Origin of the sequence: Serratia sp. (in: enterobacteria) (genome assembly GCF_052400455.1) — a bacterium.
Taxonomy (GTDB): Bacteria; Pseudomonadota; Gammaproteobacteria; order Enterobacterales; family Enterobacteriaceae; genus Serratia; species Serratia ureilytica.
Genome location: NZ_CP185812.1, coordinates 1,220,651 through 1,239,424, shown reverse-complemented (window position 1 = coordinate 1,239,424; position 18,774 = coordinate 1,220,651). Strand labels below are relative to the sequence as shown.

Annotated in this window: 16 protein-coding genes; 7 read left to right on the top strand and 9 right to left on the bottom strand. The window is 58.4% G+C overall.

Features of this window, described 5'->3' with window-relative positions; translation table 11 throughout:
• Positions 1-12 precede the first annotated feature (12 nt).
• Entirely contained in the window at positions 13-702 is a 690-nt protein-coding gene (gene kdpE, locus ACORQT_RS05870; RefSeq protein WP_016928747.1) for a two-component system response regulator KdpE, read from the top strand.
• Positions 703-729: 27 nt separating this feature from the next.
• Here the strand turns inward: kdpE and ACORQT_RS05865 are convergent, their stop codons facing one another.
• The 4 genes from ACORQT_RS05865 to seqA all read right to left on the bottom strand — a co-directional run bounded on the left by ACORQT_RS05865 (position 730) and on the right by seqA (position 4,122).
• On the bottom strand, positions 730-1,029 hold the full coding sequence (locus ACORQT_RS05865; protein WP_033642181.1) for a DUF3861 domain-containing protein: 300 nt from the start codon (positions 1,027-1,029) through the stop codon (positions 730-732).
• The gene (locus ACORQT_RS05860; protein ID WP_072628181.1) at positions 1,029-1,667 is read right to left on the bottom strand and encodes a PadR family transcriptional regulator; all 639 of its coding nucleotides are present in this window, start codon (positions 1,665-1,667) and stop codon (positions 1,029-1,031) included. The genes ACORQT_RS05865 and ACORQT_RS05860 overlap by 1 nt, the downstream gene beginning before the upstream one ends.
• Positions 1,668-1,858: 191 nt before the next feature.
• Positions 1,859-3,502, bottom strand: a complete 1,644-nt coding sequence (gene pgm, locus ACORQT_RS05855) for a phosphoglucomutase (alpha-D-glucose-1,6-bisphosphate-dependent) (protein WP_033638690.1) — start codon at positions 3,500-3,502, stop codon at positions 1,859-1,861.
• Positions 3,503-3,579: 77 nt separating this feature from the next.
• The gene (seqA, locus tag ACORQT_RS05850; protein WP_046896779.1) at positions 3,580-4,122 is read right to left on the bottom strand and encodes a replication initiation negative regulator SeqA; all 543 of its coding nucleotides are present in this window, start codon (positions 4,120-4,122) and stop codon (positions 3,580-3,582) included.
• A gap of 224 nt (positions 4,123-4,346) precedes the next feature.
• Here seqA and ybfF point away from each other — a divergent pair, with 224 nt between their 5' ends.
• The 4 genes from ybfF (at position 4,347) to fur (ending at position 7,244) form a co-directional block, all read left to right on the top strand.
• Positions 4,347-5,120 (top strand): esterase, encoded by a 774-nt coding sequence (gene ybfF / locus ACORQT_RS05845; protein ID WP_080273370.1) that lies wholly within the window; start codon positions 4,347-4,349, stop codon positions 5,118-5,120.
• Positions 5,121-5,376: 256 nt separating this feature from the next.
• Positions 5,377-5,664, top strand: a complete 288-nt coding sequence (ybfE, locus tag ACORQT_RS05840) for a LexA regulated protein (RefSeq protein WP_004939936.1) — start codon at positions 5,377-5,379, stop codon at positions 5,662-5,664.
• A 264-nt stretch (positions 5,665-5,928) separates the two neighbouring features.
• Positions 5,929-6,468, top strand: coding sequence for a flavodoxin FldA (gene fldA / locus ACORQT_RS05835; RefSeq protein ID WP_004939938.1), 540 nt, complete (start codon positions 5,929-5,931; stop codon positions 6,466-6,468).
• A gap of 329 nt (positions 6,469-6,797) precedes the next feature.
• Positions 6,798-7,244, top strand: a complete 447-nt coding sequence (gene fur / locus ACORQT_RS05830; RefSeq protein WP_019454058.1) for a ferric iron uptake transcriptional regulator — start codon at positions 6,798-6,800, stop codon at positions 7,242-7,244.
• Positions 7,245-7,493: 249 nt separating this feature from the next.
• On the opposite strand, the gene ACORQT_RS05825 is transcribed toward fur, so the two are convergent.
• The 5 genes from ACORQT_RS05825 to nagE all read right to left on the bottom strand — a co-directional run bounded on the left by ACORQT_RS05825 (position 7,494) and on the right by nagE (position 16,459).
• Positions 7,494-10,151 carry a beta-N-acetylhexosaminidase gene (locus ACORQT_RS05825; protein WP_047572350.1) on the bottom strand — a complete coding sequence of 886 codons (2,658 nt, stop codon included), beginning with the start codon at positions 10,149-10,151 and terminating at the stop codon, positions 7,494-7,496.
• 13 nt (positions 10,152-10,164) lie between these two features.
• Positions 10,165-10,491 carry a ChiQ/YbfN family lipoprotein gene (chiQ, locus tag ACORQT_RS05820; protein WP_164057452.1) on the bottom strand — a complete coding sequence of 109 codons (327 nt, stop codon included), beginning with the start codon at positions 10,489-10,491 and terminating at the stop codon, positions 10,165-10,167.
• A gap of 45 nt (positions 10,492-10,536) precedes the next feature.
• Positions 10,537-11,940, bottom strand: coding sequence for a chitoporin ChiP (chiP, locus tag ACORQT_RS05815; protein ID WP_033642176.1), 1,404 nt, complete (start codon positions 11,938-11,940; stop codon positions 10,537-10,539).
• Between the two features lie 577 nt (positions 11,941-12,517).
• Positions 12,518-14,182: a glutamine--tRNA ligase gene (glnS, locus tag ACORQT_RS05810; RefSeq protein WP_033642175.1), complete on the bottom strand. Its 1,665-nt coding sequence runs from the start codon at positions 14,180-14,182 to the stop codon at positions 12,518-12,520.
• Positions 14,183-14,422: 240 nt separating this feature from the next.
• Complete coding sequence (gene nagE, locus ACORQT_RS05805) at positions 14,423-16,459, bottom strand: N-acetylglucosamine-specific PTS transporter subunit IIBC (protein ID WP_325960404.1); 2,037 nt, start codon at positions 16,457-16,459, stop codon at positions 14,423-14,425.
• A gap of 334 nt (positions 16,460-16,793) precedes the next feature.
• On the opposite strand from nagE, the gene nagB reads away from it, so the two are divergent.
• Positions 16,794-17,594, top strand: coding sequence for a glucosamine-6-phosphate deaminase (nagB, locus tag ACORQT_RS05800; RefSeq protein ID WP_004939952.1), 801 nt, complete (start codon positions 16,794-16,796; stop codon positions 17,592-17,594).
• A gap of 18 nt (positions 17,595-17,612) precedes the next feature.
• Positions 17,613-18,752 carry an N-acetylglucosamine-6-phosphate deacetylase gene (nagA, locus tag ACORQT_RS05795; protein ID WP_444859338.1) on the top strand — a complete coding sequence of 380 codons (1,140 nt, stop codon included), beginning with the start codon at positions 17,613-17,615 and terminating at the stop codon, positions 18,750-18,752.
• Positions 18,753-18,774 lie beyond the last annotated feature (22 nt).

The following is an 18,774-nucleotide window of genomic DNA, read 5'->3' as shown; positions in this document are numbered from 1 at the left end:
CGCAGGGGAAACGTGAGCATAACGCCAACCAACATTCTGATTGTTGAAGATGAAAAAGAGATCCGCCGCTTCGTGCGCACCGCGCTGGAGAGCGAAGGCCTGCGGGTGTTTGAAAGTGAAACGCTGCAGCGGGGGCTGATTGAGGCCGGCACGCGCAAACCGGATCTGATCATCCTGGATTTGGGGTTGCCGGATGGCGACGGGCTGAGCTACATCCGCGATCTGCGGCAGTGGAGCGCCATTCCGGTGATCGTGCTGTCGGCGCGCAACGCCGAAGAGGACAAGATCGCCGCGCTGGACGCCGGCGCCGACGACTACCTCAGCAAGCCGTTCGGCATCGGTGAGCTGCTGGCGCGGGTGCGGGTCGCGCTGCGCCGCCACTCAGCTAACCAACAGGAAAGCCCGCTGGTGAGCTTTTCGGCGATTACCGTCGATCTGGTGAATCGCCGGGTGCTGCGCAACGACGAAGATCTGCATCTGACGCCGATCGAGTTTCGCCTGTTGGCGGAGCTGCTGGCCAACGCCGGCAAGGTGATCACCCAACGCCAGCTGTTGAGCCACGTCTGGGGGCCGAACTACGTGGAGCACAGCCACTATCTGCGCATCTACATGGGCCATTTGCGGCAGAAGCTCGAAGCCGATCCGGCCCGGCCCAAACACCTGCTGACCGAAACCGGCGTCGGCTATCGCTTCATGCCTTAACCCCGGAGGGCGCGGTTTGCCGCGCCTTTACGCCGCCGGGCCCTTCTTCAATCCGACCATAAACTCCTTAAACGCCTCGCGCAGCGGAGCGAACACCGGGTGTTTGCGGTTTTCGATCATCACTTCGGAGAACAGCTTCAACCCCACGGCAAAAGCCGCGCTCTGCTCGGGGCCGAAGTTCAGATCGTCACGCGCCCGAATGCGTTCGACGATCTCGAGAATATCGTCGTGGTTGCTCACTTCAAAACTCAGCGGCGCTTTCTCGACGGGATTGCCCTGGCGATCGCTCAGGGCTTCAACGGTAATGTTAAAACGGTGGCCGGGCATCAGTTCTTCTCCTGTTGCGAAGGTTGAATCTGCATTTCGCTTTCGATCGCCGCCACGGCGGTCAGCAACGCGGCGTTGATGCGCTCCACCTGCTGCGGCGTGAGATCGGCGCGCATCACGTTGCCGCGCAGCAGGCTACGCAGACGGTTCATGGCGTCGTAGATGCCTTCCGCCAGGTTGCCGTGCCGATGACGCTCGCGGCCGGCGCCCGCCAGACGCGCCAGAATGACCTCAACCACCTGTTGATGCTTTTGCAGCTCGCTCTCGCCCGCCGCGGTGATGCGGTAGCTTTTGCGGCCGTTGCCGGTGGTGAGCGGTTCGAGGAAGTCCTGCTCTTCCAGCAGCGTCAGCGTGGGGTAAATCACCCCCGGGCTCGGCACGTACAGGCCGGATGACGCTTCCTCGATCGCCTTGATCAATTCGTACCCGTGGCTGGGCTTGCGCGCCACCAGTGCCAGCAGCACCAGGCGCAGATCGCCGTGTTCGAACAGACGATGACGCCCGCCCCGGCCGCCGCGCCCACCCCGGCCGTGCTCTTCGCCTTCGCCGCCGAAGTGATGGCGCCCGCCGCGATGACGACGACCCTCTTCGCATTCATGGTGATGATGATGCTGGTGTAAACCTAATCGATGAAACATAAGGTGAGACCTCGCTTTAGTTGGGAACATCAATACGAGGTTGTTTAGATATATCTAAACAGCATCGATAGCGCTAATCTAGATCGATATATCTAAATGCGCAAGCGCGTGCCGTGAAAAAGATATATCTAAATAGCGCCCATAAAAAAAGCGCTGTAAAAACAGCGCTTTTTATCAATCAAGAAAAGTGATTACTTGGCGGAAGCCAGCACTTCGCTGACGATCTCGACCGCTTCGTGCTCAATCTTCTCGCGGTGCTCCGCCCCGAGGAAGCTCTCGCAGTAGATCTTGTAAGCCTCTTCGGTGCCGGAAGGACGAGCCGCGAACCAACCGTTGTCGGTCATCACTTTCAGGCCGCCGATCGACGCGCCGTTGCCCGGCGCTGCGGTCAGACGTGCGGTGATCGGGTCCCCGCCCAGCGTACTGGCCTTGACCATCTCCGGCGACAGCTTGGACAGCGCCGCTTTCTGCGCATGGGTTGCCGGCGCCTGGATGCGGTTGTAGCTTGGCGCACCGAAACGCTTGGCCAGATCGTCATAGTGATGCTGCGGGTTCTCACCGGTTACCGCGGTGATTTCAGCCGCCAGCAGGCACATGATGATGCCGTCTTTGTCGGTCGACCACGGCTGGCCGTTGAAGCGCAGGAACGAGGCCCCGGCGCTCTCTTCGCCGCCAAAGCCCAGGCTGCCGTCGAACAGACCGTCCACGAACCACTTGAAGCCGACCGGCACTTCCACCAGCTTGCGGCCCAGATCGGCCACCACGCGATCGATCATCGCGCTGGACACCAGCGTTTTACCTACCGCAACATCGGCGCCCCACTGCGGGCGATGCTGGAACAGGTAGTTGATGGCTACCGCCAGATAGTGGTTCGGGTTCATCAGCCCCTTCGGCGTGACGATGCCGTGGCGGTCGTAATCCGGATCGTTGGCGAACGCTAAATCGAATTTGTCGCGCAGCGCCAGCAGGCCGGCCATCGCCGACTCCGACGAGCAGTCCATGCGGATGATGCCGTCGTGATCCAGGTGCATAAAGCGGAACGTCTGATCGATGGAATCGTTCACCAGCGTCAAATCCAGCTTGTAGTGTTCCGCCACCCGCTGCCAATAGGCGATGCCGGAACCGCCGAGCGGATCCACGCCCAGCTTCAGGCCGGCGCGTTGGATGGCCGGCATGTCGACCACCTCCACCAGCCCTTCGACGTAAGGCTGCACCAGATCTTTGGCGTGCAGGTGGCCGCTGTTCCAGGCCTTGTCCAGCGACTGACGCTGCACGCCTTTCAGCTGCTGCGCCAGCAGTTCGTTGGCGCGCTTTTCGATCACCGACGTCAGGTTGGTGTCCGCCGGGCCGCCGTTCGGCGGATTGTATTTGATGCCACCGTCTTCCGGCGGGTTGTGGGACGGCGTAATGACGATGCCGTCGGCCTGCGCGCCGCCGCGGCGGTTGTGGCACAAAATGGCGTGCGATACCGCCGGCGTTGGCGTGAAGCCGTTGTTTTCCTGCACGATCACATCGACGCCGTTGGCGGTCAGCACTTCCAGCACGGAAATAAAGGCCGGCTCGGACAGCGCATGGGTGTCTTTGCCCACGTAGCACGGGCCGGTGGTGCCCTGCTGATGACGAACTTCGGCGATCGCCTGAGCGATGGCGAGGATGTGCGCTTCGTTGAAGCTGTGGCGCTGCGCGCTGCCGCGGTGGCCGGAGGTGCCAAACTTCACCGCATGTGCGGCATTGCCGGCTTCCGGTTGCAGCACATAGTACTGCGACGTCAGCTGGGCTACGTTGATCAGATCGCTTTGACGGGCGGGCTGCCCGGCACGTGGATTATTCGCCATCGACATATCTCCCTCATCCCTGTCGGTGACCGGGCAAATACGTCGCGCACGGCCATCATGACGGGCTGTTCGCTAAATTAGACGGTACCGCAAACTTTCTCGATCAGTTCCGCCGGGAACTGCATCGCCTGCATGATGTGTTCGATCATGCTGCGTTTGCGGCCGGTATTGGTATTGGTGATCACCCAGTAAGGGGTGCCCGGCACATGCTTCGGCTTGGTATGCGTACCGTTGGCCAGCAGGGTCTGCTGATCGCCGGCGAAATAGGTGCGGGTACGGCCGGTCAACGCCTCGGTGGCGGCGGCAAAACCGGCGGCATCGAGGGTATACAGCGTGGACAGCACCAGCATGAAACGGTTGACCGCTTTGTTCTGCTCGGCGTATTCATCCGACAGCAGCAGTTCACGCACGGCGCGTACGCGATCGCGCGGGCGCTGAACCGGCGCCGCTTTTTCCGGTTCGACGGACGGCGACGCACTGGCGGCAGGCAACGCGCGCACCGGCTGACCGGCGGTGAATTTCAACATGCGGCGTAAAATATCGGACGCGCTTTCACCGATGTGTTGCGTGTGGCTGGCAATATAACGGTAAAGCTCTTCGTCGACTTCAATAGTTTTCATCTTTATCCAATACTGTTTTTTCTACTTAGAACCTGAAGCCAGATCCTGCATTCAAGCCATGGGATTATAAGGTTAAAAGCGCTGGGGCGAACACAACAATGTGCCTCCGGACGGCAAATGCAGACTAATACCTATAGCCGGCACTGCCAAGCCCGCGCCGCGAAAATTCCGCATGATTCATCGTGCGATTCAATCATGATACCCTAATCTGAATCTCTCTCAGTATGAACTTCGCCATGAAATTACATTATCAACTGCTGGCCGCCGAGTCAGACGCGCTGCCGGTGCTGCTGATCCACGGGCTGTTCGGCAATCTGGACAACCTGGGCGTGCTGGCGCGCGATCTGCATCAGCGTCACAGCGTAATTAAGGTCGATCTGCGCAACCACGGCCTCTCCCCGCGCGCCGACGAGATGAACTACCCCGCGATGGCGCAGGATCTGCTGGAGCTGCTCGACGAACTGCGGCTTGAGAAAGCGATCGTCATCGGCCATTCGATGGGCGGCAAAGCGGCGATGGCGCTGACCGCCATCGCACCCGAGCGCGTCGCCAAGCTGATCGTCATCGACGTCGCGCCGGTGAATTACCAGACCCGACGTCACGACGAGATTTTCGCCGCCCTGAAGGCCGTCAGCGCCGCCGGCATCACCCAGCGCCAGGCCGCCGCCCAGCTGATGCGCGATTACCTGCAGGAAGAAGGCGTGATCCAGTTCCTGCTGAAATCCTTCCATAACGGCGAATGGCGCTTCAACCTGCCGGTGCTGATTGAGCGCTATGATGACATCACCGGCTGGCAGGACGTGCCGGCCTGGCCGCACCCGACCCTGTTCATTCGCGGCGGCCTGTCGCCGTACGTGCAGGACAGCTACCGTGCGGACATCGCCCGCCAGTTCCCGCAGGCCCGCGCGCACGTCGTTGCCGGCACCGGCCATTGGGTGCACGCCGAAAAACCGGAGGCGGTGCTGCGCGCCATTCACCGTTTCCTCGACGAAGCCTGAAAAACACGCTCACCTGGCGAAAAAACGCGCTAAAGATAACGGCTTAGCGCGTTTAGCCCGCAGTTAGGCATTGTCGCCGCTCCATCTGCTGGGGTAATATGGCGCGCTATAATTTTGCCGCCGCGCCAGTGCGTTCGCGAACGCCGGGTCGGGGGTGAATTTGGGTTAGGGTTTATTGGCCCGAAGTGTGTTAACCGATGCCTCCGGAAGCGTGAGAGCGCTTTTTGATGCAAACTCCCTTGCAGTACCGCTACCTATGGCAAAAGAACAAACGGATCGCACGACGCTGGATCTGTTCGCAGATGAACGCCGTCCGGGGCGCCCGAAAACCAACCCGCTTTCCCGCGATGAACAGCTTAGAATCAATAAGCGCAATCAGTTACGGCGCGATAAAGTGCGTGGATTGCGGCGCGTAGAGCTGAAAATCAACGCGGATGCGGTGGACGCCCTGAACAAACTGGCGGAACAGCGCAACATCAGCCGCAGCGAACTCATCGAGCAGATGCTGTTGGCGCAACTGGCGGAAGAACAGCCGGAACATTGATCTCTTCGGCCGCACGCGCGGCACGGCGTTAAGGACAACGCCGGATCGGCACGCTTTTCTTCATCTCCGGCATCGCATAAATGCGATAAAACCCCGGCGCCACTTTCTGGCATGATACGCATTTACCGGTAAGAGACTGCGCCTGTCGGCGCCCCGCCCCCCGCGGCGAACGGCTCTTGCCATGGCATCATTTTAATCGGCGTCAGCGGCGGCAGTGCTGGCATCGAGTAATGCAATTACTTGAATTTAAAGGTTATACGCGATATGGCTACTGTAGGCATTTTCTTTGGCAGCGACACTGGCAATACCGAAAACATTGCCAAAATGATCCAGAAAATTCTCCAGAAACAGTTTGGCGACGACGTCTCTGAAGTGCATGACATCGCTAAAAGCAGCAAAGAAGACCTGGAAGGGTTCGATATCCTGCTGCTGGGCATCCCAACCTGGTACTACGGTGAGGCGCAGTGTGACTGGGACGATTTCTTCCCGACGCTGGAAGAAGTCGATTTCAACGGCAAACTGGTGGCGCTGTTCGGCTGCGGCGACCAGGAAGACTACGCGGAATATTTCTGTGACGCGATGGGCACCATCCGCGACATCATCGAACCGCGCGGCGCGGCCATCGTGGGCCACTGGCCGACCAAAGGCTACCACTTCGAAGCCTCCAAAGGCCTGGCGGACGACAACCACTTCATCGGTCTGGCGATCGACGAAGACCGTCAGCCGGAGCTGACCAACGAGCGTGTCGACGCCTGGGTCAAACAGATCGTCGAAGAGCTGAGCCTGGCCGATATCGTCGGCTAAACGCCGGGACTGGCGAAAGGTTGAACAAAGGCCCTGTAAAGTGCATAGTGTGCCGACAGGGCCGTCATCGGCAACAGGGATTGCTGCGATAGAAGCTACAGATTTGTAACTTCCCACCCCGTCACGGTAGACTGAGATATCGGTTTATCCCATCCATCAAGGCGTTGCATGCAAAACATGCAATAGTGCAATTATATCTTTGTTAACAACCGGCGGTTTCCATTTAGTACAACCGGTTCTATAATGAGACGCATTAACTCTTTGTGCCGACCGATGCCACAGGCGAGTACGCCTCAACTTGATTAGCATAGTAACAGGACTGAATTCGCATGACCGACAACAACATCGCATTGAAGAAGGCCGGCTTAAAAGTCACGCTTCCGCGACTCAAAATCCTGGAAGTACTGCAAAATCCAGAATGCCATCACGTCAGTGCGGAAGATTTGTACAAAAAACTGATTGATATGGGCGAAGAGATCGGGCTGGCGACGGTTTATCGCGTACTGAACCAGTTTGACGATGCGGGCATTGTGACACGTCACAATTTCGAAGGCGGCAAGTCCGTGTTCGAGCTGACCCAACAGCATCACCACGATCACCTGATTTGCCTGGATTGCGGCAAAGTGATCGAATTCAGCGACGAATCCATCGAAGTGCGCCAGCGTGACATCGCCAAGCAGCACGGCATCAAGCTCACCAACCACAGTCTGTACCTGTACGGCCACTGTGAAACCGGTGACTGTCGCGAAGACGAAACGCTGCACGACAAGAAATAAGCCCTGACCGGCTATGAAAAACCGCCTCATTTTGAGGCGGTTTTTTTATGCCCGCCATGCAGCAGACAAAAAAATCCCCGGACCAGCCGGGGAAAATCATGTCATGAAATACCACAATTGCAGCGGCACTGCGACTCCACGTACTACTCTCACTACAACGTCCGCCCTGCGCCGACACGCGCGGACGAACGCATTCCCCCTTCGTTATGATGCGGCCCGCCGCCAAAACTGCGTGCCGCACCGCCCTTCTTAGACCTTTTCGGCGCGGCTGTAGCGTTTGCCGTCCGGGCTGACCGAGCGCACCTGTACTTCGCCGGAGACCGCAGGTTTAGCCTTGGCATCATAGCGCTGCCACTGCTTACCGCCGTCGGTGGAGTACTCGATGCCCAACCCCGGCAGCGCGATATTCGCCTCCAGCTTGCCGCCCGCCACGCGAGCGCCCGGCACCGGCAGACGATAAGCCACGCCGCCTTTGTCCAGCTTGGCCAGTTCACGCTGGCCCAGAATATTGGCGAAGCGCAGCCAATCTTTCTCCAGCGTCTTGGTATCGACAAAGTGGGTTTCCCCGCCTTTGTATTCGCGGCCGGCGCGATAGTCCTGCTCCCAACCGGCGCGATGCCAGGCGCGCTCCGCCACCGACAGCGCGCGTGGGAAGATCATGTATTCCATCTGCGGGTCGGTGCGCTGGGTTTCGCTCCACAGCTGAGCGGAAAGTCCATATGCCCCCGGCCACGGCTTGTCGCTCTTGGCGTTGAAGTGGTTGCCGTCTCGGTCAACCGAGGTTTCCGCGTTCTGTGGCATGTTGTCCGGCGCGAAGCTGAACACCTTGCGCTCGTCGCTGAAGCGGGTGCCCCAGTAGTAACCGCGCTCGTCCGGGTTCACCTCGTAAGGGAAGTCCATATAGACGTAGTCCGGGTTGGAGACCACCACTTCATACCCTTTGTTGGCCCAGTCGTTGACGCTGTCGAAACCGCCCCAGTACAGGGTGTCCCAGAAGTTGACCCCCACGCGCGAGGTGGCGAACGCCTTCGAACTCTCGGCGTCCTTCAGGCCGTCTTGCCAGGCCTGCATTCTGTCGATGCCGTGCGCCTTCACCAGCTTGCTGACCTCTTGGCCGAAGTAGCTCGGCAGGTGCTCCATGTCGGCCACTTTGCCCTCTTTGATCATCACCTGGCACACCTGAGACTTGGCCCACGGCTTGTCTTCATTGCTCTGGTCAATGATGCCTTTACCCGGTTCCGGTTTCGCCTTGTCGGTGTAGCCGGCGCCCAGGCGGATGTTTTTCGCTTCGTCGCCGCCAAAGTGCCAGGTCTTAATCGGCTGGCCGGCTTCTTTATGCATCTGGGCAATCTCGCCAATCACCTTGTCGACAAAGCGCTGGGAGGAATCCAGGCACGGGTTCAGGTAACTCTGACGGTTAAAGAACTGCACCGAGGTGGTATTGGAGGTATCGGTCGGATCCACCAGGCGGAACTCGTTGGCCTCCTGCTCTTTGCCGGCGGCATGCAGTTTCTTGTAGCGCGCTTCCATCGAGACCACCGCCGCGCGGGCGTGCGCCGGCATGTCAATCTCCGGGATCACCTCAATCTGGCGCGCCTGGGCGTATTTGATGATGTCGATGTAGTCCTGACGAGTGAAGAAACCGCCGTAGACATCCGGCCCCTGGCCGTACTGCGGCAGCAGGCAGGTGGTTTCGCTCAGATCGTGGCAGCGCTGGCCGCCGACTTCCGTCAACTCAGGCAAGCCGGGAATTTCGATACGCCAACCTTCGTCATCGCTCAGGTGGAAGTGGAATTTGTTGAGCTTGTAAGCCGCCATCTGATCCAGCAGGCGCAGCACCGCATCCTTCTTATGGAAGTTGCGCGCCACGTCGAGGAAAATGCCGCGATACTGGAAGCGCGGCGCATCGCTGGCGTCGAGCGTGGCGATCTTGCCGCTGCCGTCGGTCGGCACTAACGACAGGATAGACTGCAACCCGTAGAACACCCCGGCCTGATCGAAGCCGATCACCCGCGCCTCTTTCTTGCCGATCTTCAGCTCATAAGCGCCCGGCACCGCCATCGCGCCTTTAAACTTGCCCGGCTGGATGTCGGTCTTGATCGGGTAACCGTTGGCCTGAACCGGCACGCCCAGCAGCGCGAAACGCTGGTTGACGACATCCGCCGCCGGCTTGACCAACGTGCTCAGATCCGGCGATACCCCTTTGCGCAGATCGGCGTCCTGCGCGTGCACTTTCACCTGCATCGGCGTCGGCACGATCTGGCCGCGCAGCGCGCCGGCGGGCAGCGTCTGCAGATCGGCGTTGCTGACAAAACGCGAAGCCGGCGTCATCAAAATATTTTTGTCGTCCTTGGTGCGCTTCCACTGATCGCCGGTAAACGGCGCCACAAACTGATCCAGATTTTCGGTGTCGGTATTCGCCAGCATTTTCGGCTTGGCGTCGCCGGACGTGGCATACCAGCGGGGCAGGAAGTCGTTTCTGAACAGCTGCCAGTATTCGGCGACCACCGGGATTTCCACCGCCTTACCGGCCGGGAAACCGCTGAATTTGGCGGTCGGCTCCAGCTTGTACAGATCGCCGGTGAGGTGAGCGATCTTGAACTGATCGTTGTCTACCCGCAGAGTCTGGCGCGGGCTGTGGAAATAAATGATCCAGTCTTTGCCGTCGATCGCCTGCCCGTCGTTGCTCAGGGTGAACAACACCCGGTTGCATGAGGCCCAGTCTGCGCCCAGCGCCGCGCAATCCACGCCGTTTTCCCCGGCGCGGTTATCCAGCATTTTCACGTTCAGCTTCAGTTGGCTCAGCTGATCCACCAGCTGTTGATCGGCCATGGCGCTCCCCATGCCGCCCAGGAATCCCATCGTTGCCGTCAAGGCGGCCAGTGCGCTCAGTTTGAATGCGTTCATCTTCTCGTCCTTCTTAATTATTGTTATCGCGAATTTCTTGCCACAGCTTGCCGCACTTGGCGTCGTAAGCCTGACCGTTACCGCTGTGAACCGCCATAATGCAGTTCTGATAATCCATCACCCGTACCGTTTCCTGCGCGGCGAACTGCTGGTGCTGTTTCTCTTGTTTCAGCACGTTCAGCACCGCCTTGCACGGCTGCAGACGCTCCGGCGAGCCTTCCGCGGTATTGATGCAGGCGCTGTAAGCCTGTTTCAACTTGGCGTCTTCCGACGGCGCGGCGGGTTGCGCACAGGCGCTCAGCGCCGCAGCGGCCGCCAACATCAGCATGATTTTTTTCATCGTTGAATTCCCTTAACTGCCCCGGCGGCAAGGCCGGGGAACGCATCAGAAGATGGTGAATGGCGCGATGACCATGAACTTGACGTCTTTCTCGTCCTGGAAGATGTTGCCGTAACCGCCGCCCCAGCTCGGAATGTTGGTGTGGTTGTCATACTGGGTGTAATGCAGCTTGAGCAGCGTGCCCTTGGCTCGCCCTTCCTGGATGGTGTACATCGCGTCCAGACTCCAGGCGCTCTCTTTCAGGCGCTGGCTCTGATCGTAGATCGGGTTGGTGCTCGGCTTGGCGTCCCAGGCGTAAACGTAAGAGCCGCCGACCGCCATGCCCGGCAGGTTCCAGTTGCTGAGGTCATACATCACGCCGGCATACACCGCTTTCTCGCCGTTGGCGTTAAAGTCGGAGCGGTTATCCCACCACACGTCCAGGCGACCGTTTGACGAGGCGTAGGTCGGGGTCATACGTTGCAGGAAGAAGCCCTGATTGCCTTCCGCCTTGACCATGGTGCCTTCCAGACGCCAGTTGAACTGGCCGGTGGTGTAACCGAAGGTCAACGCCTGCAGCCAGGCCAGGCCGTCATAAATGCTGTTCGGATCGTTCTTGTTGCTGATGCGGTCTTCCGCGCCATAGAACTGGTAACTGGTGGTCAGCGGGTTGCCCAGCAGATCGAATTTGTAAGACGCCTTGGTGAAGTACTGATTCACGTACCCCTGGGCCTGGCCGTAAGCGGCTTCCAGCACCAGATCGTTTTTGAAATCGTACTTGGCGCCCAGCGAGTGCAGGTAGGAGACACGGGTTTTCTTATCGTTCTGGCGGAAGTCGTCCATCTCGATATGCCACGGCGCTTTGTATTTGTCGGCCCACATGTAGGAGAAGCTCAACGCGCCGGCATCGCCGTAGTCGAACTTGGCGCCGGCTTCAGCCCCCTGATAAGTGCCCGGCATGAAGCTCCAGTGCGGCGCCAGCAGGGTTTGGCCGCTCGGCTGAATATAGCCGGCGCGCGCCCAGACCGGGCCGTATTTGAATTTGGCGGCGGCTTTGTACAGGCTGATACCGCCCTTATCACCGGAGTAGTCTTCGTCGTAGGTACGGTTCTTCGAGGAGAACGCGATTTCGTTCGGGTGACCGCTGGCGCTGGATTCAGCCAGTTCGATGGCGGTAAAAGTGCCGACATCCAGACCGAACATGTCCCAGGCGTAGCCCGACGCGAAATCCAGGCTCAGGTTGGCGGTAGAGTGGGACAGGTTGGTGGTGTATTGATTGTAATCCTTGCTGTCCGGATTGAGATCTTTACGGTCACGCTCACGTTGCCAGTAATAAATGCCGCCGGTCAGCGTGGAATCCTCGATAAACCCTGCGGCTTTCGCCTCAGGCGCCATGGCAAACCCTGTTCCCAACAGCGCGCCCGCGACTGCGAGCGCCAGCGTTTTACGCTGAGCACCGTGCGTACCCATATTGAAATTCCTCTTTGACTTAACTTAAAAGTTGCAGCCGCCTGTGTTCACCACTGCCCTGCACGACTGCCAATAAAAAACCCGAACGGGTAAAAAATATTGCCGACGAGATGTTATTCCCACAGCACTAATTGCTACAGACAGACTATTTTTCGCGACGCGAATTATCAAATGAAAAATGCGGAAGATTTGTCAAAGTATGACAAGGAGCACATATCGGTGATAATTTGTTACGCTGGCATTCATGGAAGGTGTCGAATAAAAAATTCAATTAAATCAGAATAAATACGGATACCAGGTCAACCAGAGACGATTAATGGTTTCAGCCTGACTAAATCCGTCAGTCAGGAGATAAAATTTGAGAGCGCTCTCTAAATGAAATTAATTCGCATCACGAATATATAAGTAAAGATTAAGACTACTAAGCCCAATATAAGAAAACTTATTGATTAACGCACCGCAGTTAATTAAACGCAGCCCGGAAAAACGTGGCGAGAATAGATGATTTACTCAATAGCAGGCATAAAAAAGCGCGGCCTGAGCCGCGCTGATACATTAATTTTCGAGGCGATTAAGATTAGCCTTCGATTTTCGCCCAGGTGTCACGCAGACCGACGGTGCGGTTAAACACCAGGTGCTCAGCCGAAGAGTAATGGCTGTCGGCGCAGAAGTAGCCTTCACGCTCGAACTGATAGGCTTTCTCCGGCTGTGCGGCCGCCAGACTCGGCTCAACGAAACCGTGCTTGATCACCAGCGATTCCGGGTTAATGGTGGAGAGGAAGTCCTCCGCCGCGCCCGGGTTAGGCACGCTGAACAGGCGATCGTACAGGCGAATTTCCGCCGGCAGCGCGTGCGCCGCAGACACCCAGTGGATCACGCCCTTCACCTTGCGGCCGTCGGCAGGATCTTTGCTCAGCGTTTCCGCATCGTAGCTGCAGAAGATGGTGGTGATCTCGCCGGCTTCATCTTTCTCGACGCGCTCGGCCTTGATCACGTACGCGTTGCGCAGACGCACTTCTTTGCCCAGCACCAGACGCTTGTACTGCTTGTTGGCTTCTTCGCGGAAGTCGGCGCGATCGATATAGATCTCACGGCTGAACGGCACATCGCGGTTGCCCATTTCCGGCTTGTTCGGGTGGTTAGGCATGCTGACCATTTCCACCGCATCGCCCATGTTCTCGATGACGATTTTCACCGGATCCAGCACCGCCATGGCGCGCGGCGCGTTCTCGTTCAGATCGTCGCGGATGCAGGATTCCAGCGCCACCATTTCGACGTTGTTGTCTTGCTTGGTTACGCCGATGCGCAGGCAGAACTCGCGGATCGAGGCGGCAGTATAACCGCGGCGGCGCAGACCGGAGACGGTCGGCATGCGCGGATCATCCCAACCTTCGACGATCTTCTCGGCCACCAGCTGGTGCAGCTTGCGCTTCGACATGATGGCGTATTCGAGGTTGAGACGCGAAAACTCGTACTGGCGCGGGTGGCAAGGAATGGTGATGTTATCCAGCACCCAATCATACAGACGGCGGTTATCCTGGAATTCCAGGGTGCACAGCGAATGGGTGATCCCTTCCAGCGCATCGGAAATGCAGTGGGTGAAATCGTACATCGGGTAGATGCACCATTTATTGCCGGTCTGGTGGTGTTCGGCGAACTTGATGCGGTACAGCACCGGATCGCGCATCACGATAAACGGCGAAGCCATATCGATCTTGGCGCGCAGGCAGGCGGCGCCTTCGGCGAATTCGCCATTGCGCATCTTCTCGAACAGCGCCAGGTTCTCTTCCACGCTGCGACCGCGGTACGGGCTGTCTTTGCCCGGCGCAGTCAGGGTGCCGCGGTATTCGCGGATCTGCTCCGGCGACAGTTCGTCGACGTAGGCCAGCCCTTTGCTGATAAGCTCCACCGCGTACTGGTGCAGCTGATCGAAATAGTCTGAGGAGTAACGAACGTTGCCGCTCCACTCAAAGCCCAGCCACTCCACGTCGTGCTTGATAGACTCGACGAACTCGATGTCTTCTTTCACCGGGTTGGTGTCGTCGAAACGCAGGTTGCACTGGCCCTGATAGTCCTTGGCGATGCCGAAGTTCAGGCAGATGGACTTGGCGTGGCCGATATGCAGATAGCCGTTAGGCTCCGGCGGGAAACGGGTATGTACTGACGTGTGTTTCCCCGACGCCAGATCTTCATCGACGATCTGACGGATAAAATTGGTTGGGCGGGCTTCAGCCTCACTCATTTCACTGTTCCTCAATGCAAAGCGCTACACATAACCGCCTATGATCCAACAAGCCACGTCTGGAAACAACCGTTTGTTTCATGAAAAATGCGGCGCGTTGCACCATCGGCGCGCAGCGCACCGCCGTGGGGCGAAACGGGATAAAAAAAGCGGGAAGAGATCGCTCTCTTCCCGCCAAGTCGGGGCAAACGCCGCCATGATGCGTGTTCGGCCCCAGGCACTACTCAGGTAAAAACAGCCTTATTTCTGGATCTCATACAGCTTGGTTTGACCGGCGACCACAGAGCCGCTGGCCAGCGCCGCCAGGCCGGCGTACTCGTCAGAGTTGCTGACCACCACCGGGCTTATCATCGAACGCGCATTGGCATTCAGGTAATCCAGATCCAGTTCCAGAATCGGTTGACCGGCTTTCACTTCCGCGCCCTCTTCCACCAGGCGTTTGAAGCCCTGGCCTTCCAGCGCGACGGTGTCGATCCCCATGTGCACCACGATCTCGGCGCCCTTGTCGGTTTCCAGGCAGAATGCGTGGTTGGTATTGAAGATTTTCACCACGGTGCCGTCAGCCGGCGCCACCACGATCTTGTCGGTCGGGCGAATCGCCAGGCCGTCGCCTACCGCCTTGCTGGCGAAAGCTTCGTCCGGCACCTGTTCGAGCGCCACCACTTCGCCAGTCACCGGCGCCACCAGCGTTTCAAACGCGGCTTTCGGCGCGTTCGGCACCGCCTGCGGTTTGGCTTCCGCGGCAGGCGCCGCCGCCGGGGCCGCCGCTGCCGCTACCGGGCCGGCTGCAATCACGTTGCGCATTGCGCTGGCGATAAGTTCGGCACGGGTGCCGACGATCACTTGCACGCTCTGCTTGTTCAGGCGGATAACGCCCGACGCGCCGAGGCGTTTCGCCAATGCGTCGTTCACCAGCGCGGAGTCTTTCACATTCAAACGCAGGCGGGTGATGCAGGCGTCGATGCCGGTCAGGTTGTCGGAACCGCCGATCGCGCCGACGTAACGACGAGCCAGGGTGGTGGTTTCGCTCTCGTCTTTACCGGCGTTGCTGTCGACGTTGACGTCGTAGCCGTCGGTTTCGTCACCGGCAACCGCCAGCTCGCGGCCCGGGGTCATCAGGTTGAATTTTTTGATGGTGAAGCGGAACACCACGTAGTAGATGACGAAGAACACCAGGCCTTGCGGGATCAGCATGTACCAGTGGGTCGCCAGCGGGTTGCGAGACGACAGCACCATATCCACCAGGCCGGCGCTGAAGCCGAAACCGGCGATCCAATGCATGCTGGCGGCGATGAACACCGAGATACCGGTCAGCACGGCGTGGATCACGTACAGCACCGGCGCCACGAACATGAAGGAGAATTCCAGCGGTTCGGTAATACCGGTAAAGAAGGCGGCGAAAGCGGCCGCCAGCATGATGCCCGCCACTTTGGCTTTGTTCTCAGGACGCGCGCAGTGGTAAATGGCCAGCGCCGCCCCCGGCAGACCGAACATCATGATCGGGAAGAAGCCCGCCTGATAACGGCCGGTGATGCCGACAACCGCTTTACCGGCTTCGATCGACTGCTGGCCGCCAAGGAAGTTAGGAATATCGTTGATGCCGGCCACGTCGAACCAGAACACCGAGTTCAGCGCGTGGTGCAGGCCGACCGGGATCAGCAGGCGGTTGAAGAAGGCGTAAATGCCCGCGCCGACCGAGCCCATTTTCTGAATGTGTTCACCGAAGTTCACCAGACCGTTGAAGATCACCGGCCAAATGTACATCAGGATGAAAGCCACCAGGATCATCAGGAAGGAAATGAGGATCGGCACCAAACGGCGGCCGCTGAAGAACGACAGCGCCTTGGGCAGCTCGACGCCGCTGAAGCGGTTGTACACTTCGGCGGAGATGATGCCCACCAGAATACCGACGAACTGGTTCTGGATCTTGCCGAACGCGGCGGGCACCTGATCGAGCGGGATCTTCTGAATCATCGACACGGCGGCCGGCGAACAGAGAGTGGTCAGCACCAGGAAGCCGACGAAGCCGGTCAACGCGGCGGCGCCGTCCTTGTCTTTGGACATGCCGTAGGCCACGCCGATAGCGAACAGCACCGACATGTTGTCGATGATAGCGGAGCCGGATTTAATGAAGAAAGCGGCGAGCGCGTTGTCGCCGCCCCAACCAACAGGGTCAATCCAGTACCCGACGCCCATCAAGATGGCGGCGGCGGGCAGCGTGGCGACCGGCACCATCAGCGCCCGTCCCACCTTTTGCAAATAACTAAGAATGTTCACCTTTTCCCCCTATGTTGTCCGCGGACGGACCCTATTAGTAGTTTATTTGGAGCTCTCACTACCTTTTTAGAAACAGCGCTTGGCACGTATCACTCATGCCGAGTGTAAAAAATTTATTTTGTATCGCAAATTAAAACCTCCCTTTTTGTGATAAATATCACCAAAAAGTAGTCTTTACCTCCCAGATTGCTGGCCATCACACAAAACTTATTTTATCATTCAAAAAATCAACCGGACGGACGATTCACGCGAGAATCATAAAGCTGGGTTACGCTTACGACTCCCGCAGGCCCGTACAGTATAGCTTTAGTTTACTTATCCCAAGAGGTGTTAGATGAGACTTATCCCACTGAAAGATACCGCACAAGTCGGCAAATGGGCCGCGCGTCATATCGTTCAACGCATCAACGCATTCAAGCCAACCGCAGAGCGCCCGTTTGTTCTCGGCCTGCCCACCGGCGGCACGCCGCTGGAAGCCTACAAACATCTGATTGCGATGCACAAAGCAGGTGAAGTAAGCTTTAAGCATGTTGTGACTTTCAACATGGACGAGTACGTTGGCCTGCCGCAGGAACACCCGGAAAGCTATCACACCTTCATGTACCGCAACTTCTTTGATCACGTTGATATCCCTCGCGAAAATATCAACCTGCTGAACGGCAACGCCGCGGATGTCGACGCCGAGTGCCGCCAGTACGAAGAGAAGATCAAGTCTTACGGCAAAATTAACCTGTTCATGGGCGGCGTGGGCATCGACGGCCATATCGCGTTCAACGAGCCGGCTTCGTCCCTGGCTTCGCGCACCCGCATCAAAACGCTGACCGAAGACACCCGCATCGCCAACTCGCGCTTCTTCGGCGGCGACGTCAGCCTGGTGCCGAAATATGCGTTGACCGTCGGCGTGGGCACGCTGCTGGACGCGGAAGAAGTGATGATCCTGGTCACCGGCCACGCCAAGGCGCAGGCGCTGGAAGCCGCAGTGGAAGGCAATATCAACCACATGTGGACCATCAGCTGTCTGCAGCTGCACGCCAAAGCGGTAGTGGTGTGCGACGAACCGGCCACCATGGAGCTGAAAGTCAAAACCGTCAAATATTTCCGCGAGTTAGAAGCGGAAAGCGTTAAAAGTCTTTAATCTTTGCAGGGGGCTACGATGTTCGCTTTAACCCACGGCCGAATCTATACCGGCCACGACGTACTTGATGACCATGCAGTCATTATCGCTGATGGGCTGATCGAGAAAGTCTGCCCGGCGGCTGAATTGCCCGCCGGCATCGAAACGCGCGACCTGGGTGGCGCCATCCTGGCCCCCGGGCTTATCGACGTGCAGCTGAACGGCTGCGGCGGCGTACAGTTCAACGATTCGCTGGAAGCGATCTCGGAAGAAACGCTGGAGATCATGCAGCGCGCCAACGAGAAATCCGGCTGCACCAGCTATCTGCCGACGCTGATCACCAGCAGCGACGAATTCATGAAGCACAGCGTCGACGTGATGCGCGCTTATCTGAAAAAGCACCAAAACCAGGCATTGGGCCTGCACCTGGAAGGGCCATATCTCAGCCCGGTGAAAAAAGGCACCCACAATCCGGCGTTCATTCGCAAGCCGACCCAGGAAATGATCGATTACCTGTGCGCCAACGCCGACGTGATCACCAAGGTGACGCTGGCGCCGGAAATGGTTGAGCCGCACTTTATCAAGCAGCTGACCGAGGCCGGCATCGTGATCTCCGCCGGCCACTCGAATGCCACCTACGATCAGGCGCGCACCGGTTTCGCCGCCGGCATCAGCTTCGCCACCCACCTGTACAACGCCATGCCTTATATCACCGGCCGCGAACCGGGGCTGATGGGGGCAATCTTCGATACGCCGGAGGTCTATACCGGCATCATCGCCGACGGCCATCACGTGGCCTGGGCGAGTATCCGTAACGCCAAACGCCTGAAAGGTGATAAATTGGTCTTGGTCACCGATGCCACCGCACCGGCGGGTGCAGATATTGACCAATTTATTTTCGCCGGTAAAACAATATACTATCGGGATGGGCTGTGCGTGGATGAGAACGGCACCCTGAGCGGTTCCGCGCTGACCATGATCGAAGCGGTGCGAAACAGCGTCGAGCATATCGGTATCGCGCTGGACGAAGCGCTGCGCATGGCGACGCTGTATCCGGCGCGCGCCATCGGCGTCGATCACCGTCTGGGCACCCTCGAAGCCGGCAAGGTGGCTAACCTGACCGCCTTCACCCGTGATTTCAAGATCACCAAAACGCTCGTTAACGGTAACGAGGTTTAATTCAATGAACAGCGAGTAAAAT

Coding starts and splice junctions, on each gene's coding strand:
- nagA (WP_444859338.1), top strand. CDS start 17,613: ATGTTCGCTTTAACCCACGGCCGAATCTATACCGGCCACGACGTACTT.
- ybfE (WP_004939936.1), top strand. CDS start 5,377: ATGGCAAAAGAACAAACGGATCGCACGACGCTGGATCTGTTCGCAGAT.
- ACORQT_RS05825 (WP_047572350.1), bottom strand. CDS start 10,151: ATGAACGCATTCAAACTGAGCGCACTGGCCGCCTTGACGGCAACGATG.
- chiP (WP_033642176.1), bottom strand. CDS start 11,940: ATGGGTACGCACGGTGCTCAGCGTAAAACGCTGGCGCTCGCAGTCGCG.
- ybfF (WP_080273370.1), top strand. CDS start 4,347: ATGAACTTCGCCATGAAATTACATTATCAACTGCTGGCCGCCGAGTCA.
- seqA (WP_046896779.1), bottom strand. CDS start 4,122: ATGAAAACTATTGAAGTCGACGAAGAGCTTTACCGTTATATTGCCAGC.
- glnS (WP_033642175.1), bottom strand. CDS start 14,182: ATGAGTGAGGCTGAAGCCCGCCCAACCAATTTTATCCGTCAGATCGTC.
- nagB (WP_004939952.1), top strand. CDS start 16,794: ATGAGACTTATCCCACTGAAAGATACCGCACAAGTCGGCAAATGGGCC.
- chiQ (WP_164057452.1), bottom strand. CDS start 10,491: ATGAAAAAAATCATGCTGATGTTGGCGGCCGCTGCGGCGCTGAGCGCC.
- ACORQT_RS05865 (WP_033642181.1), bottom strand. CDS start 1,029: ATGCCCGGCCACCGTTTTAACATTACCGTTGAAGCCCTGAGCGATCGC.
- pgm (WP_033638690.1), bottom strand. CDS start 3,502: ATGGCGAATAATCCACGTGCCGGGCAGCCCGCCCGTCAAAGCGATCTG.
- fldA (WP_004939938.1), top strand. CDS start 5,929: ATGGCTACTGTAGGCATTTTCTTTGGCAGCGACACTGGCAATACCGAA.
- ACORQT_RS05860 (WP_072628181.1), bottom strand. CDS start 1,667: ATGTTTCATCGATTAGGTTTACACCAGCATCATCATCACCATGAATGC.
- fur (WP_019454058.1), top strand. CDS start 6,798: ATGACCGACAACAACATCGCATTGAAGAAGGCCGGCTTAAAAGTCACG.